Below are 16,448 nucleotides of genomic sequence, written 5' to 3'. Positions count from 1 at the left end.
ACGCCGGACCCATAGATCATTTGGTCGCCTCGTGCCCGAACATCTGAAGCACGGTCAATCTAGACCATGCGGGGCCGATATGAAGAGGGGTTGTGTGCAAATTGTGTTCACGCGTGGGGAGTTGATGCGCCGAGCGGTGTCCGGCCCGGTGGGACGGCCTCAGTCCCGCGGGACCGGTGCGGGGGGCTTCCAGGCGGTGACGTATCCCTTGTACGTCGGGAGGCCGTCGGCGCCCTCGCCCGGGACGATCTCGGTGATCTCCGCCTCCGCGACGTTGTCGTTGCTGGTCACGGCGCACAGGACGGTGCCGGTCCGCACCTGCCGGCCCAGGCGCAGTTCGGCGGCGGGCAGCGGGTGGGGCAGGACGGCTGTCTGCTGTTCCTCCGTGCAGACGGTCTTCCGTTCCCCGACCACCACGAGGATGCTGCCCAGCCAGCCGTCGGAGGTGTAGACGAGTTCCGCCGGTCCCGGGAGGGCTCCCCGGTCCAGGTAGGTGGACCGGGGGACGTCGAGGTCCAGGTGGTTGGCCTGGTCGTCCCCCGGGGGCGGGGTGAAGGTGAACGGTTTGTCGGCGAAGAGCAGCCGGTAGCCCGGAGGGGCCTTGGGAACGGGGCGCGCGCCCTGCTCGCCGCCCGCCGACGGCTGCTGCTGGGAGTCGTGCGGCCGGGCGGTCGACGGGGTGCCGCCGCCGCTGTCCGTGGCGCCCTCCCTCCCCTTCGTTCCCTCCGGCCACCACACGGCGGCGGCGGCGGTCGCGGCCACCACGGCGAGAACGGTGAGGGCGGCGGTCAGCGCCCGCCCGCGGCGGCGCACCGGCTCCCCGCGGCCGGGCACCGTAGGCATGGGCATGGGCGGGGGCGGCCCGAAACCGGCGGGCGCGGGAGGCGGCGCCGGGGGTGGGGGAGGGCCCGGCGTGCGCGCCCGCAGCAGCGCGGACACCTCCGACTCCGCTGACGCCACGGCCGGGGCGACGGGTCCCGGCAGCCAGTCGTCGAAGTCGGTCAGCGGCCGTCCGGCCGCCTCCTCGCACAGGGCCGCCAGCCCGGCCGCGTCAGGCCGCCGGCCGGGGTCGGCGGCGAGAGCGGAGCGCAGGACGTGGAGCACGGCTTCCGGGTAGTCGTCGAGGACGGGCGGGCTGGTGTCCGTGGCGGCGATCGAGGCGGCGATGCCCATGCCGTCGCCGTCCCCGTAGGGGTGGCGCCCGGTCGCGGTGACCGCGGCCAGCAACCCGAGGGAGAACACGTCGCTGGGCGGCCCCGGCTCCCTGCCGCGCGCGTGCTCCGGTGACATGAAGCGCAGCGTGCCCACCAGCCCGCCGGTGGCCGTCAGGTCGGTGGAGCCGGCCGAACGGGCGATGCCGAAGTCGATCAGCCAGGGTCCGTCCGCCCCGATCAGCACGTTGCCCGGCTTGACGTCCCGGTGCACGTATCCGGCGGTGTGCACGGCGTGCAGCGCCCGTGCCACGCACCCGGTGATCTGCAGGGCGGTCGTGAGGGGGAGCGGGCCGTGCGAGTCGAGGACGGAGCCCAGGGGCAGGCCCGGCTGGTACGCGGTGGCGATCCAGGGCTGCTCGGCCTCGGTGTCGAAGTCGAGCACCGGAACCAGGTGGTATCCGGCGACCTTCCGTGCGGCCTGCGCCTCCCGTGCGAAACGCCGGCGGTACTGCGGATCCTCGGCGTGCTCCCGGCGGATGACCTTGAGCGCGACCGGGCGGTTCCCGCGGGTGCGTGACAGGTACACCGTGCCCATGCCGCCCTCACCGAGACGGGCGTACAACGGATAGCCGCTGATCTCCCGGGGATCGCCTCCCCTGAGCGGCTCCGGGCCACCCTCAACGCCGACCGGCCGCATGCCTTCCCCCGCCTCCCGTGTCCATCCCGTGCGGCGGCAGCCTAATCACCGCACCGGGCGCGGCACATGGGTACGGAAACTCATGTCGTGCGCCCGCTCGTGAGCGGCGTGCCGGACGTACGAGGTGATCACCATGACCGAGACGACCGCGCCCGGGGCACGGGGCTCGCCCACCGCGCCGGGACGGCGGAGGGCCGCGAATGGCCGGATGCCGCCTATTGTTGGGCGGGTGCATGCCAATAATGTGTGCGGCCTTCGCGCTCTGGGGGGCCAGTGAACGGACTTCGCGCACTCATCGTGTGTCTGGTGATCGCCTGCGCCGCGGCGGCCGTGCCACCGACTGCCGCTGCTACGACGAAGACGAACTGGTCGGTGCTGGAGGTGCCGGCGGCGGGGCCGTCGGTGCGGGTGGCCGACCTCGCGGCCCGGGGGCCCGCGGAGGCATGGGCCACCGGGAACGAGGACGTCGACGGTCTCATGCGCCCCGTGCTGTACCGGTGGGACGGCACCGCGTGGAGCAGGGACACGTCCTTCCCCGGCTCCGGTGAGTCCGGCTGGCTCGGCAAGGCGCAGTTCGTCGGTGACGAGGTGTGGATCCTCCACGGCCGGGACGGGGCGGGAGAGATCCTGCGCCGGTCGGCGGACGGGTGGAGCACCGTCCCGCTGCCCCGGACCCTGTGGACGTACCAGGACTTCGCCGCGGTACCGGGCGCGGCCTGGGTGGTCGGCGAGGACGACACCGGGCTGAAGGTGCTGCACCACGACGGCTCCGGCTGGACCGAACAGTCCGTCCCGGACGGCGTGTACTACCTGATGGGGATCACCGCGCGCACGGCCACCGACGTCTGGGCCTGGGCGGACACCACCACCGGGGCCGGCGTCCTGCGCTGGGACGGCACGGCGTGGCGCGACGCCGGGGTGCCGCTGCCGCCGGACAGCAACGTGCACACGATCCTGCCCGAACCGTCCGGCCGGGTCACGATCGGCGGCAGCCGGTACACCGACGGCGTGGCCCGTACGTACCTGACGACCGGCAACGGCTCCACCTGGCGCACCACGTACCCACCCCTGGGCGACACCTCCACCGAGGCCCTGACGCGCGGCCCCGACGGCGCGCTGTGGCTGCCGGTCGTCAGCGACCGGGCCTTCCAGTCGAAGTACGCGACGGTGAACGGCGCCCGCACCACCTTCTCCTACGGTCCCGAGCGCCCGAACGCGATCGAGGTCAGGCCGCAGGCCCTGGCGGCCGCCGGGTCCGCACTGCTGTCCTTCGGGACCGCCGAGATCTACGGCTCGAAACCGAACCTGATGAGCGAGCGCCTGGGAGGCCGGTCGTGACCCGCAGACTTCTCGTCGCGCTCCTCGCCGCCCTCCTGGCCGTCACGGCCCTCATGACACCGGCCACCGCCGGCACCGCGTCCTGGCAGCACGTCCCCGTCCCGGACCAGGTGCGCCCGCAGGCCAGGCTCACCGGCGCGGCGGCCCTCGGGCCGTACCGGGCCTGGGCGGTCGGCGCCGACGCGGTCGGCCGCACGGCGCCGGGCTTCCCGCTGCTCCTGCGCTGGGACGGAACCTCGTGGCAGCGGCAGAGCCTGCCCGGGAAGGTCTGGCAGGGAGAGCTGCTCTCCGTCGCCGCGGCCTCACCGGACGAGGTGTGGGCGGTGGGCCGGGACACGGCGGGCGCCGCCCGGCTGCTCCGCTTCGACGGAACGGCCTGGCGGGAGAGCCGGCCGCCGGGCGGCGTCGCGCTGACCAAGGTCGTCACCGGCGGCGGGGAGACCTGGCTGACCGGTTCCCGCGACGGCGCACAGGCGCTGCTGCGCCGGACGGGGAACGGCTGGAGGGACGTCCCGGTACCGGAACAGTCCGTGTACGGGCTGCACGTCCTGGGACCCGACGACGTCTGGGCGGCGGGCGCCGGCGCCTCGGGCGCGGCCGTGTCGCACTGGGACGGGCAGGAGTGGACACTCACCGTCGTGGACGGGTTCCCGCGCTCGGCCGTCGGCAGCGTGCTCGCCGTCTCGCCGACGGAGGTCTGGGCGGGCGGCACGGCCGGGTTCGTCGGCGGCCCGGTGGGCAAACCGATCCCGCCCCTGCTGGCACGCTGGGACGGTGAACAGTGGACCAGGGTGAGCGTGCCCACCGACTTCGGCTCCGTCAGCGCGCTGGCACCCGCACCCTCCGGGGAGCTGGGCTGGGTCGCGGTGGGCTCCTCGATGAGATGGGGACCGCCGGGCAGCTATCCGCCGCTGGTCCCCGGCCCGGACTTCCTCGCCTGGGACGGAGGGTCCTTCACCGAGTACGCCGAACCGTCCGTGGCCGGGGAGGGCGAGTCCCGCACCCTGGCGCTGGCACCCGTACCCGGCACGGGCACGGTGTGGTCGGTCGGCCAGGCCGACGGCCCCGAGGGCACGTTCGCCCCGCGCATCCTGCGGTTCGGCTGAGCGGCCGTACGGCACACGCCCGCCGTACGGCACACGTCAGAAGGGCGGCGGACGGGGAGCCCGGCTCCCCGTCCGCCGTGACCTCCGTCCGCCGAAGGGACGCTCGCCGTGACCGCACCTTCCGTACCCGAAGACCTGCCGGCCGGTGACTGGCACCTCGCGCCCCACGCCCGGGTCGCCCCGGCCGCACCCCGCTCGCTGGGCCTCACGGCCCGCCTGGTGCTGCGCGTCATCCGGTGGCGCGCCCGGGCCCCGCACGACTACAACGTCTTCCGCACCCTGGCCCGGCTGGGCGGCATCTTCCCCGCGCACGCCGTGTTCCTCTCCCAGATCCTCCTCAAGGGCCGCCTCCCGGTGGCCGAGAAGGAACTCGTCATCCTCCGAGTGGCCTGGCGGCGGGGCTGCGTCTACGAATGGTCCCTGCACAGCCCCATGGCCACGGCCGCCGGAGTGCCCGAGCACCACAAGCAGGCCGCGGCGACCGAGTCACCGCGGTTCGACGACCCCCGCCTGGACGCCCTGGTCCGGGCCACCGACGAGATCCTCGCCACCGGAACCCTGACCGACGCCTCCTGGTCCGCCCTGTGCGACCACTGCACCCACGACGAGGCGCTCGAACTGTGCATGCTCATCGGTCACTACGTCATGATCGCCCTCACCCTGAACACGGTCGGTGTCCAGGTCGACCGGCGTCCCGCGCGGGGAACGACCACCTGACAGGAACTCACTCCCCGGAGGGCCGCAGACGCAGTCTGCGTAACGCGATCTGCATCTCGAACTGTGCCGTGGGATCACGCAGTTGCTCACCGAAGACCTCCTCCAGCTGGCGCAGCCGATAGCGGACGGTCTGCGGGTGCACGGCGAGGCGCTGGGCGACCTCGCTGGCGTTGCGGGCGCAGCTCAGCCAGCACAGCAGGGTCTCGGCGAGCCGCTCGCGCTGGGGCGGGCGCACGGCGTCGAGCGGAGCGAGGCGCTGCCGGGCGAGCGCGTCGACGAGCTCCTCGTCCCGGAAGAGCAGCAGGGTGGCCAGGTGGTCGGTGCACCGGACCAGCCCGGTACCGGGCAGGACCCCGCGCCGTGCGAGGCCCAGGGCGTCGAGGGCCCAGCGCAGCGAGCGGGCGCCCGCGTCGAGCGGGACGGTGGGTCCGAGCGCCGCACGCAGGCCGCGCAACGCCCCCGCGACGGCCCGCTCCCGGCCGGGGCCCTCCGGGTCGGGCACCACGACGATGCCCGGCTGTCCGTCGAACCGGGCGAGGAACTCCGGCGGCACGATGGGGCGCACGGAGTCCGCCTCCCCGGTGTGATCGGTGACGGCGACGGCGAGGTCACGCGGCAGTGGCCACCGCGCGGTCCGCGCGAGGTCGGCGATCGCCTCGGGCGAGACCGGGGGGTCGGCGGTGAGCAGGTCGATCAGCCGGCTGCGGCGCTGCTGCAGTTCGCCCGCCGCGTGCAGCCGGGCCTCGGTGTAGCCGCTGGTGGTGGCCGCCGCCATCTCGTCGAGGTGCAGGAACATGGTCTCGCCGAACGCCATCAGCAGGTGCGGGGGCAGCCGGTGGACCTCGGCGAGCTCGCTCACCTTCCGCCAGGTCACGCGGGCGCCGAGCCGCAGCGCCGCCTGGAACGAGTCGAGGCTGCGGCCCTCTTCGGCCTCGCCCCTGCCGATGCGCTGATACGTGGCCCTGACGTCCTCCCAGTCGACACCCGAGCCGGACAGCCGGGCGAGGAAGCCCTCGAGCGCCTGCTCGACCCCCCGGTTCACCACGTGCATGTACGTCTCGTCCATCGGGCGGGCGTACTCGGCGATCTCGGTGCGGATGGCCCGTACGACCTCCTCGGTGACCTCCGCGAGGAACGGCCGCAGGCGGTCCAGGACTTCGGCCGGCAGGTCCTTGAGTGGGGCGTCGTCCCGGGGAGGCCCGGGCCTGGTGCGGGCGCTGTCGGCCATGGGGCTTCCTCGGCATGGGGACATCAGGGGCCCGCAGACCGTACCGCCCAGTCGGTGTGACGGCCCGTCAGCGGACTACGGATCGCGCGACGGCGCTTGTCAGTGAAGTGACAACGGGGTGACGTGCCCTGTGCGTACGGACACAAGTGGTCACAGGACGCGATGCGTCACCATCCGGCACATGACGGATCTGTTCGAGCGTCGCCCCGCCGACGAACCCGGGCTGCGCTTCTACCCCACCGGCGTGCCCTGGCACCTGTCCGTGCCCCGGGGCACCCTCCCCGACCTGCTCGACACCGCCGCCCGCCGGTACGGGAGCCGCACGGCCCTCGCCACCGACGGAACCCGGACCGGCTTCCGTGCCCTGTCGCGGACGGCCGCGCGGATCGCCCCGGCGCTCTCCCGGCTGGGGCTGCGGCGCGGCGACCACCTCGCGGTGCTGCTGCCCGACTGCCCGGAGGCGGTGGTGCTGTGCCACGCCGCGTGGCGGCTCGGCGCGGTGGTCGTGCCGGGCGACCTCACCCGCCGCCGGCCGGCGCTGGCGAACGCCGTGATCGCCGCCGTGCCCGAGGACCGGCTGCCGGAGATCGCGGCGAGCGGGGACCGCGCGTCGCTGCGGGCGGTGGTGACCGTGCGGGCGGCGCCGGACCGGCGCGGCGGCTCCCACCGCGGCGGTACCGGCGGGCAGGCCCCGGACCCGGCGCGACCGGAGGGGGCGCCCGGCCCGGCCAGGACCGTCGCGGCGCGCCGGCCGGATCCCGGCTCGCGGACCGTACCCGGGCAGCGGTCCGGCCCGGGCTCGTCGTACCTGACGGATGCCGGGGACGCCCGGCCGCGGCGCCTCCCCGTGGACATCGTGGCCTACCGGGATCTGGAACGGCGGCCGGCCGGGCGGCCGGACGACCTGAGGGACTGGGACTGGTCGGGCGGGACGGATCCCGAGGACGTCGCCGTCGTCCTGCACCGGCGGGACGGCACCGACGTCTCCCTGCGGCACCGGCACATCGTGGCGGCGGCGCACCAGATCGTCGCCTGGCACACCGGCCCGGTGCCGCGCCGGCCACGGCTGCTGTCGCTGGTCCCGCTGTCGGGCGCCCGGGGGATCGCGCTGGTCACGGCGGGGCTCCTGGCCGGGGCGCGCACCGTGCTGGTGCCCGACGGCGACCCGTTCAGCGCGCTGCGGGCGGCCCGCCGCCACGCGCCGACCGTCCTGTTCGCCTCACCCGCGGACCTGCGCCGCCTCCTGGAGCGTCCCGCTCACGAACGGGAGGCCCTGGCCACGGTGCGGACGGTCGTCACGACCCCGCTGGACGTCTCCACCGGCGAGCTGATCCGGACGGCGCTCGGCGCCCACGTCGTCGAGACGTACGGTCCCGCTGCGGCGGCGGGCGTCGCGCTGGCCAACCCGCTGACCGCCGACGCCCGTCCGGGCACGGCGGGGCTGGCGGTGCCGCGCGCCCGGGCGCGGATCGCCGTCGAGGGGTTCCCCGAGGTCGACGTGCTGCCGGGCCATGCCGGTGAACTCCTGCTGCGCGGACCGCAGATCGGCGACCAGCACGGACGTCCGGCCGGTGGCTGGCTGCGCACCGGCCGGCTCGCGGTGCGCGGCCCCGACGGTTTCGTCACGCTGCTCGGCGACGGCGACGGCGGGCACGGCCGGGACGGCGCAGCGCCACCACGCTGACGGCCCGACGGTGACGGCCGGGGCGGCGCAGCGCCACGACACTGACGACGGCCCCCAGCAGGACACAGCCGGCAGCCAGGCGCAGCCCCGTGTCGTAGCCGTCGATGAACGCGGTGTGCGGGGCCGCCCCGTCCCGCAGCGCCTCGCGCTCGGTGCGGGTGAGCACGATGCCGACCAGCACCACACCGAACACGCCGCTGATCTCCCGTGCCGCGCTCACCAGGCCCGACGCCATGCCGGTCCGGGTGTCGGGGACGCCGGCGATGGACCGCACCGTCAACGGCGTGGTCAGGGCCGAACCGACCCCGATGAGCAGCAGTCCCGGCTGCAGGTCGGCGTAGGAGGCGTCCGCGCCCGTGCCGGAGACCAGCAGCAGCCCCGCGGCGACCAGGGCGAGCCCGGCGGCGATGGAGCGGTGGGCGCCGACGAGCCGGGCGGCCCGCTCGGCGAACGGCGTGCACACCAGCAGGGCACCCGCCAGCGGCAGGAACACCAGACCGGCCTCCACCGGGGAGAAGGCGAGGATCTGCTGGAGGTAGAGGGCGGTGAAGAAGAACACGCCGTTCACCCCGACGCCCCAGAGCACCTGCGCCGCGACACCCCCGACGAGGATCCGGTCGCGCAGCAGGCGCAGATCGACGAGCGGCAGGAAGGCGCGCGCCTCCACCAGCAGGAACGCGGCGCCGACCGCGGCCGACAGCCACAGGCACAGCGGTACCGGCGGCGTGCTGAAGGCGTGCTCGCCGCCCTTCACGAGCCCGTAGGTGAGCAGGAACAGCGCCACGGCGGAGAGGACGACACCCGGTACGTCCAGCAGCGAGGCCCGCAGCCGGCCGCGCCGGGCGGCCGCCGGCACCGCGGGCACCAGCAGCAGGGCGAGCACCCCGAAGGGCACGTTGAGCAGGAAGATCCAGGTCCAGCCCCAGTGCTCGGTGACGAACCCGCCGATGACCGGCCCGAGCGCCAGGGCCAGGGCGAGGGACGCCGTCCACAGCCCGATGGCGGTGGCGCGGCGCCGCGCCGGCAGGTCCATGGTGACGATCGCGAGGGACGCGGGGATGATGAGCGCCGCCCCGGCACCCTGCACGGCCCGGGCCGCCATGAGCGCCGCCCCGCTGCCGGACAGCGCGGCGGTGCCGGAGGAGACGGTGAACACGACCACCCCGACGGCCATGACGGAGCGCCGTCCGGCGAGGTCGGCGACCCGTCCGCCGGCGAGCAGCAGCGCCCCGAACGACAGGACGTAACTGGCCGCGACCCACTCCAGGTCCGCCACGTCCAGCCCCAGCTCCTCCTGGACGGTGGGCAGGGCCACGTTGATGACGGTGTTGTCCAGCGTGGTCAGGAAGCCGGTCAGGGACAGCAGGACCAGTAACGCCGACAGTCTTCCGCGATGCATGACCCCGCCCTCTCCACCGGATGCGTCCCCCCGGATTGTGCGGGCGGGGGCGGGGCGGCCTCTGCTAGGCGGGCTGTTGATTGCCGGGACGGACGTTGTCAGTGCGCTGACAGTTGCCCGTTGACGAACTGTCAGTACCCCGTCTTCTACCACCGCCGCACGGAAGCGGAACCTGGGGGGCCTCAGCCGACCGTCCTTCCCAGTGGAGCCGAGATGACCGAGACGTCCGAACCCGCGCCGCCGCTGCTGACCGACCGGCTGCGGCACTGGGTGGCAGTCAGTCCCCACCGTCCCGCCGTCACGCACGTCGCGTTCCCCGGCCCGGAATCCCCCGGGGTGCACCGGACACTCAGCTGGCAGGGCCTCGACGAACGGGCCCGCGCGGTCGCCGGGCAGCTCCGCCGGACGGTGCCGGCCGGCGACCGGGTGGCGCTGTTACTCCCGCAGGGCCTCGACTACGCGGCGGCCTTCCTCGGCTGCCTGTACGCGGGCGTGATCGCCGTCCCCCTGTTCACGCCCGACCTCCCCGGCCACGGAGGGCGCCTGGCCTCCGTGCTCGACGACTGCGAACCCGCCCACCTGCTCACGGACGGGCCGTCCCGGGAGGCGGTGGAGCGGGCGACCGGGGGCCGCCTCCCCGTCACCGAGGTGGACGGCACGCTGCCGGAGGGCCCCCTCGCGGCGCTGCTGCCCCGGCCCGCACCGGACGACGTCGCCTACCTCCAGTACACCTCCGGCTCCACCCGCACCCCGGCCGGGGTGATGGTGACCCACGCCAACGTCGTCGCCAACGCCCGGCAGGCCGTCGCCGCCTTCGACGCCGCGCCCGGACGCAGCACCACCGTGGGATGGCTGCCGCTCTTCCACGACATGGGCCTGGTGCTGAGCGTGGCCGCCCCCGTCCACGCCGGCTTCGGGTCCGTACTGCTCGACCCCGTGGCGTTCCTGGAGAACCCGGTGCGCTGGCTGCGCCTGCTCGGCAGCTACCCCGGGACGGTCAGCGCCGCCCCCAACTTCGCCTACGACTACTGCGCGTCCCGCGTCGACGCCGACGAGGCCGCCGGTCTGCGGCTCGACCGGGTGGCGGCGCTGCTCAACGGCAGTGAGCCGGTGCGGCCCGCCACCCTGGACCGGTTCCTCACCGCGTTCGCCCCGGCCGGACTCGCCGCCGAGGCGCTGTGCCCCGCGTACGGGCTCGCCGAGGCCACCGTGTTCGTCACGGCGGACCGGCCCGACGGACCACCCCTGACCGTGGAGTGCGACGCCGGGGCCCTCGCGGCGGGCCGGATCGAGGAGCGGCCCGGCGGGACGGCACGGCTCACCACGTGCGGCAGGCCGGTCGGACAGGAGGTGCGCGTGGCCGACCCGGAGTCGGGGAGCGTGCTCGGCGAGGGGCGGGTCGGCGAGATCCACGTGCGCGGGCCCAACGTGGGCGCCGGCTACTGGAAGCAGTCCGAGCGCACCGCCGAGACCTTCCGCGACGGCTGGCTGCACACGGGCGACCTGGGCGCGCTGCACGACGGGAGGCTGCTGGTGACCGGACGACTGAAGGACCTGATCGTCGTCGACGGCCGCAACCACTACCCGCAGGACGTCGAGGAGACCGTGCAGTCGGCGGTGGACGCGGTGCGCCGGGACCGGCTGGCCGCCTTCACCGTCCCGCGCGGGAACGACCCCGGCCACGGCTCCGGGGACGATCCCGGGGAGGACCTCGTGGTGGTGGCCGAGCTACGACGGGACACCGGACGCGACGGCGCGCGGAACCGTGAGCGACTGGCCCGCGCACGGGCCGCGGTCGCGGAGCGGCACGGACTGCGGCTGGCGGACCTGGTTCTGGTCGAGGCGGGCGCGGTGCCGCGCACCTCGAGCGGAAAGGTCGCCCGGGCAGCCTGCCGGGACCGGTACCTCTCCGGCGCGCTCGGGGCGGAGTCGTGAACGGCACGGCACGGCTCGTCCGGGACGTGCTGGAGACGCGCCTTCACGAGTGGTACGGCGTTCCGCCCGAGGACGTCACCGACGACCGGCCGTTCGCCGAGTACGGGCTCACCTCACGGGACAGCGTCGCCCTCACCGCGCTCCTCGGCCAGGCCGTCGGCCGGCGGCTGCCCGCGACACTGCTGTGGGAGACGCCGACCCCGGCGGCCCTCGTCGCCGCGCTCACGGCGGAGGAGCATGAGTCCCCGGCCGGTGACATCACGGCCGACGTCACCCCTGCCGTCCCCCTCCCGGCCGACGGGGCGCCGGTCGCTGTGGTCGGGGTCGGCTGCCGCTTCCCGGGCGGAGCGGACTCGCCGACGGCGTACTGGCAGGTGCTGACCGACGGCCGGGACGCCGTGGGAACGGTGCCCGGGGGACGCTGGGAAGGGTTTGTGCCGGCCGGGTCCGTGCCGCCCGGGGACCTCGTGCCGCACGGCGGGTTCCTCGACCGGCTCGCGGATTTCGACGCCGAGTTCTTCGGCATCGCCGCCGACGAGGCCGTGGCCCTCGACCCGCAGCAGCGGATGCTGCTCGAAGTGACCCGTGAGGCCCTCGACCACGCCGCGATCCCGGCGCCCTCGCTCGCCGGGACCCGCACCGGGGTGTTCGTCGGGATCAGTGGCACCGAGTACGCCCATCTCACCGCGGCGCGACCCGAGTCGGTGACGCCGTGGACGGCGACGGGCGCCGCCCTGAGCGTGGCCGCGGGCCGCGTCTCCTACGCGCTGGACCTGCGCGGCCCGAGCCTGGCGGTCGACACGGCCTGCTCGTCGTCGCTGGTGGCCGTGGACCACGCGGTGCGCAGCCTGGCCGCCGGCACCTGCGACACGGCGCTCGCGGCCGGCGTCAACGTGCTGCTGTCCCCGGCCGTGACGCTCGGACTCCAGCGGGCGGGCGCGCTCTCCGCCGACGGGCGGTGCAAGGCCTTCGACGCGGCGGCCGACGGCATGGTCCGGGGTGAGGGGTGCGGCGTCGTCGTCCTCAAACGCCTCGCCGACGCGGAACGCGACGGCGACCGGATCCTCGCCGTGATCACCGCCACCGGCGTCAACTCCGACGGCCGCTCCAACGGCCTGACCGCCCCGAACGCATCCGCGCAGCGCGCCCTGCTGGACCGTGCGCACGGCCCGGACGGACCGCTGGTCGACTACGTGGAGGCCCACGGCACCGGCACCCCGCTCGGCGACCCGGTCGAGGCCGGCGCCCTCGGAGCCGTCCTCGGCCGGGGCCGCCCCGCCGAACAGCCCCTGCTGATCGGCTCGGTGAAGACCAACATCGGCCACCTGGAGGCGGCCGCCGGCATCGCCGGACTCATCAAGACCGTCCTCGCCCTCCACCACGACGAACTGCCCGGACAACTGCACTTCGCCCGCCCCAACCCGCACATCGACCTGGACGCGCTGCGCCTGCGCGTGCTCACCTCGCCCGAACCGTGGCCGCGCTACTCCGGCACGGCGACCGCGGGCGTGTCCTCCTTCGGCTTCAGCGGCACGAACGCCCACGTCGTGCTTCGGGAGCACCGGGCGCGTCGATCCGGCGGACCCGCCTTCGTGCCGGCCCTGCCCGCCGTCGTCCTGCTCGACGCACCCACCGACGACCGCCTCCGCACCCAGGCGGGCGAGCTGGCACGGTGGCTCGACTCGCCCGCCGGCCGCGGCGCGCGCCCGGCCGACCTCGCCCGCACCCTGGCGGGACGCACCGGGCGCGGCGCGCGGCGCGCGGCCGTCGTCGCCCGCGACCGGGCCGCCGTCACGACCGCCCTGCACCGCCTCGCAGCGGGCGAACCGGACGCCCACCTCGTCACGCCCGACCGCGCGCCGCTCACCGCCGACGACCCGGGTCCCGTGTGGGTCTTCTCCGGCTACGGGTCCCAGTGGCCCGGCATGGGGCGTGAACTGCTCGCCGCGGAACCGGCGTTCGCCGCGGCCGTCGAACGGCTCGAACCCGTGCTGCGGGAACACACCGGCATCTCCCTGCTCGGCGCGACGGAACCCGACGCCGACCTGTCCTCACTCACCGTCGTCATGCCGGCCCTCTACGGCCTCCAGCTCGCCCTCGCCGACCTGTGGCGCTCCTACGGCACGCAGCCCTCGGCGGTGATCGGCCACTCGCTCGGCGAGATCGCCGCCGCGGTCACGGCCGGAGCCCTCGACGCGGAGACCGGCGCGCGGATCGTCGCCTCCCGCTCCCGCCTCCTGACCACCGTGCGCGGCGGCACCATGGCCGTCGTCGACCTGCCCCCGCCGGACATCGACCGGATGATGGCAGACCTTCCGACCCTGCACGTCGCGGTGTACGCCTCGCCGGAGCAGTGCGTGGTCACCGGTTCCGCGCGGGACGTCGAGGCGCTCGTCGCCCGGGCCGGCGCCGAGGGCGCCTTCGCGAAGACCGTGCCGGTCCCGGTCGCCGGCCACTCGCCCGACGTCGACCCGCTGCTGGGTCCGTTCGCACGCGAACTCGGCCCGGTCCCGCACCGGGCACCCGGCTGCCGCCGCTACTCCACCGTCCTGGAGGACCCCAGGGCCGACGCCCCCTACGACACCGCCTACTGGCTGGCCAACCTGCGCCGCCCCGTGCGCTTCGAGCAGGCGGTGCGCGCCGCGGCCCGGGACGGCCACCGCGTGTTCGTGGAGGTCGCGCCGCACCCCGTCCAGGCGCACCCGCTCACCCGGACCCTGGAGGAGGCCGGAGCACACCAGGCGCTGATCGTGCCGACGCTGCGCCGCGGCACCGACGACGCCGTCTCCTTCCGCACCTCTCTCGCCACGCTCCTGGTGCACGGCGCGCGTCTCCCCTCGACGCGGGAGACGCTGCACCCGGGCGCCCGGATCACCGACGTGCCCTCACCCCGCTGGCAGCACCGCCGGTACTGGGCCGGCGAGACACCGCAGACCCCACTCACGCCCGAACCCGAGGCACGGCCGGTCACGGCCACCCGCCTCGACCGGCTGCGCACACTCGTCGCACGCGTCATGGGCTTCGCGCCCGACCGGCTCGACCCGGACGTCCCCCTCACCGACCTCGGCCTCGACTCCCTCACCACCGTCCGCATCCGCACCACCGTCGAAGGGGAGTTCGGCTCGGCGCCCGACACCGCCGTGCTCCTGCGCCAGGGCACGCTGCGCGCCGTGGCGGCACTGCTCGACGACGTACCCGACTCGACCCCGCCCCCTCTCGCCCATCCCGAGGAACCCACCCTCGGCACACCCGGCGTCCTCCGCTCCTTCCCCGGCGACGGTCCGCACCCCCCGCTGTTCCTGGCGCACGCCGCCGGCGGGTCCTCCGACGTGTACGGACGCCTGGCCGCACGCCTGGACGGACGGCGGCCGGTGTACGGCTTCGACCGCCTGGAACACCCGGGCGACGTGGCGGGCCGCGCCGCCGAGTTCGCCCGCCGGATCCGCGCGCTGCGGCCCGAGGGCCCCTGGACCCTGGGCGGCTGGTCCTACGGCGGGGTCGTCGCCCAGGAGACGGCCCGCCTGATGAGCCGGGACGGCGAGGTCACCGCCCTCGTCCTCATCGACTCGATCCTGCCCCTCCCGGCTCCGCCCGTGGCGACACCGGCCGACGAGGCCCGGCGCCGCTACGCCGGCTTCGCCGCGTACGTCCGCACCGTGTACGGAGCCGAACTGGACCTTCCCTACTCCGAGTTGGCCCTCATGGACGACATCGCACAGGTGGACCTCGTCCTCGGCCTGCTGGAGAAGGCCGTCGACCTGCCCGCCGCCGTCCTGGCGCACCAGCGCGCCTCGTACCTGGACCTGCGCAGCGCCGAACGCCACACACCCGGTCCGTACCCGGGCCGTACCCTCCTCTACCGGGCGACACGGCCGGCACCCCACACCGTCCGCGACGCCCGCTACGAACGCACCGACGCCACGCTCGGCTGGGACGCCCACTGCCCCGACCTCACCGTGACCGACCTGCCCGGCCACCACCTGGCGCTGCTCGACCCACCGGCGGTGGACACCCTCGCCGAGGAGCTGACCCGCACCCTCGCCCCCCTGGAGCCCTGATGCGACGCCACCACCGCAGACCACGCCACCGCCTCGCCGCCCTCGCCGCCACCGCCGCGCTCCTCGCCACCGGCGGCGCGCTCGCCGCGTCCACGGCCCAGGGCACCCAGACGGCCCCGTCGACCGCACCCGCCGACAGCGCGCACATCGTCGAACGCCGGTGGGTCGACGACCGGACCGTCGACCTGACCGTCCGCTCCCCGGCCGTGGGCGCCGACGTCCCCGTACGGGTCCTGCTCCCGGACTCCTACGCCGACGCACCCGACCGCGAACGGCCCGTCCTCTACCTCCTCCACGGCGCCCACGACGACTACACGTCCTGGACCCGGGAGACGGACGTCGAGGAGTTCCTGGCCGGCCAGGACGTCATCACCGTCATGCCGTCGGCCGGCCCCACCGGCATCCCCACCGACTGGTGGAACAACGGCCGCCGCACACCCGACTACGAGAGCTTCCAGATCGACGAGGTCATGGCACTCCTGCGGGACGAGTTCCACGCGGGCACGGTCCGGGCGGTGGCCGGGGTGTCCACCGGCGGCTACGGAGCCCTCGCCTTCGCCGCCCGCCGCCCCGGCGCCTTCACGGCCGCCGCCTCCTACAGTGGCGTTCTCGACACCACGGCCACCGGCATGCGCACCGTAGTGGCCGCGATCGTCGCCCGCGAGGGACAGGCACCGGGCACCCTGTGGGGCAACTCCGTGCTCCAGTGGCGGAACTGGGCGGCCCACAACCCCCACGGGCTCGCGGCGAAGCTCAAGGGCACCCGTCTGTACATCTCCCAGGGCAGCGGCATCCCCAACGACGACTTCGGCAACCTCGACGGCGCCCTCCTGGAGGGCACCCTGTGGTGGCAGGCCCGCGGCTTCGTCGCCCGCCTCACCGACCTCGGCGTACCGGTCCGCGCCCACCTCTACCGGGGCGGCACGCATGCGTGGTCGGCGTGGCGGGGGGAGTTCGAGGCGTCCTGGCCGGTACTGGCGGAGGGGCTGGGGCTGGGGCCTGACGTGTAGCCGGCCCGGCGGGCGGGCCGCCGGAGGGCGTATTCACGAAGGGGCAACGTGTGGTCCGAAGTCTCCCGGTCTGTCATCGGCGCGCCTAAGGTGCTGTCCCATTGAGGAATCACCATCCGGGG

The 16,448-nt window shown here is 75.1% G+C and carries 10 protein-coding genes; 7 read left to right on the top strand and 3 right to left on the bottom strand.

Translation table 11 applies throughout. From position 1 onward, the window contains the following. Positions 1–159 precede the first annotated feature (159 nt). Positions 160–1,851: a serine/threonine-protein kinase gene (locus ACZ6A9_RS13860; RefSeq protein WP_468984133.1), complete on the bottom strand. Its 1,692-nt coding sequence runs from the start codon at positions 1,849–1,851 to the stop codon at positions 160–162. A 273-nt stretch (positions 1,852–2,124) separates the two neighbouring features. Here ACZ6A9_RS13860 and ACZ6A9_RS13855 point away from each other — a divergent pair, with 273 nt between their 5' ends. The 3 genes from ACZ6A9_RS13855 (at position 2,125) to ACZ6A9_RS13845 (ending at position 5,012) form a co-directional block, all read left to right on the top strand. Next, positions 2,125–3,189: a beta propeller repeat protein gene (locus ACZ6A9_RS13855; protein WP_468984128.1), complete on the top strand. Its 1,065-nt coding sequence runs from the start codon at positions 2,125–2,127 to the stop codon at positions 3,187–3,189. Beyond that, positions 3,186–4,295 (top strand): hypothetical protein, encoded by a 1,110-nt coding sequence (locus tag ACZ6A9_RS13850; RefSeq protein WP_468984127.1) that lies wholly within the window; start codon positions 3,186–3,188, stop codon positions 4,293–4,295. Before ACZ6A9_RS13855 ends, ACZ6A9_RS13850 begins: the two co-directional genes overlap by 4 nt. A gap of 108 nt (positions 4,296–4,403) precedes the next feature. Continuing rightward, positions 4,404–5,012, top strand: coding sequence for a carboxymuconolactone decarboxylase family protein (locus ACZ6A9_RS13845; RefSeq protein WP_468984125.1), 609 nt, complete (start codon positions 4,404–4,406; stop codon positions 5,010–5,012). 7 nt (positions 5,013–5,019) lie between these two features. Here ACZ6A9_RS13845 and ACZ6A9_RS13840 read toward each other — a convergent pair whose 3' ends face one another. Beyond that, positions 5,020–6,240, bottom strand: coding sequence for a PucR family transcriptional regulator (locus ACZ6A9_RS13840; protein ID WP_468984123.1), 1,221 nt, complete (start codon positions 6,238–6,240; stop codon positions 5,020–5,022). Between the two features lie 181 nt (positions 6,241–6,421). Here ACZ6A9_RS13840 and ACZ6A9_RS13835 point away from each other — a divergent pair, with 181 nt between their 5' ends. Continuing rightward, positions 6,422–7,924: an AMP-binding protein gene (locus ACZ6A9_RS13835; protein ID WP_468984120.1), complete on the top strand. Its 1,503-nt coding sequence runs from the start codon at positions 6,422–6,424 to the stop codon at positions 7,922–7,924. On the opposite strand, the gene ACZ6A9_RS13830 is transcribed toward ACZ6A9_RS13835, so the two are convergent. Continuing rightward, on the bottom strand, positions 7,863–9,323 hold the full coding sequence (locus ACZ6A9_RS13830) for an MFS transporter (RefSeq protein ID WP_468984117.1): 1,461 nt from the start codon (positions 9,321–9,323) through the stop codon (positions 7,863–7,865). The two genes, ACZ6A9_RS13835 and ACZ6A9_RS13830, sit on opposite strands and share 62 nt — an antisense overlap. 213 nt (positions 9,324–9,536) lie before the next feature. Here ACZ6A9_RS13830 and ACZ6A9_RS13825 point away from each other — a divergent pair, with 213 nt between their 5' ends. From ACZ6A9_RS13825 to ACZ6A9_RS13815, 3 genes are read left to right on the top strand one after another with little or no spacing between them, the layout of a single operon-like run. Then, positions 9,537–11,258, top strand: coding sequence for a fatty acyl-AMP ligase (locus tag ACZ6A9_RS13825; RefSeq protein ID WP_468984114.1), 1,722 nt, complete (start codon positions 9,537–9,539; stop codon positions 11,256–11,258). Then, positions 11,255–15,316 (top strand): beta-ketoacyl synthase N-terminal-like domain-containing protein, encoded by a 4,062-nt coding sequence (locus ACZ6A9_RS13820; RefSeq protein WP_468984111.1) that lies wholly within the window; start codon positions 11,255–11,257, stop codon positions 15,314–15,316. The genes ACZ6A9_RS13825 and ACZ6A9_RS13820 overlap by 4 nt, the downstream gene beginning before the upstream one ends. Next, the gene (locus ACZ6A9_RS13815; protein WP_468984109.1) at positions 15,316–16,326 is read left to right on the top strand and encodes an alpha/beta hydrolase; all 1,011 of its coding nucleotides are present in this window, start codon (positions 15,316–15,318) and stop codon (positions 16,324–16,326) included. Before ACZ6A9_RS13820 ends, ACZ6A9_RS13815 begins: the two co-directional genes overlap by 1 nt. Positions 16,327–16,448 lie beyond the last annotated feature (122 nt).

This window comes from Streptomyces sp. NPDC041124, from assembly GCF_055592385.1.
Note: the sequence above shows the minus strand (reverse complement) of the source record. Positions and strands in the feature narration are given on the sequence as shown.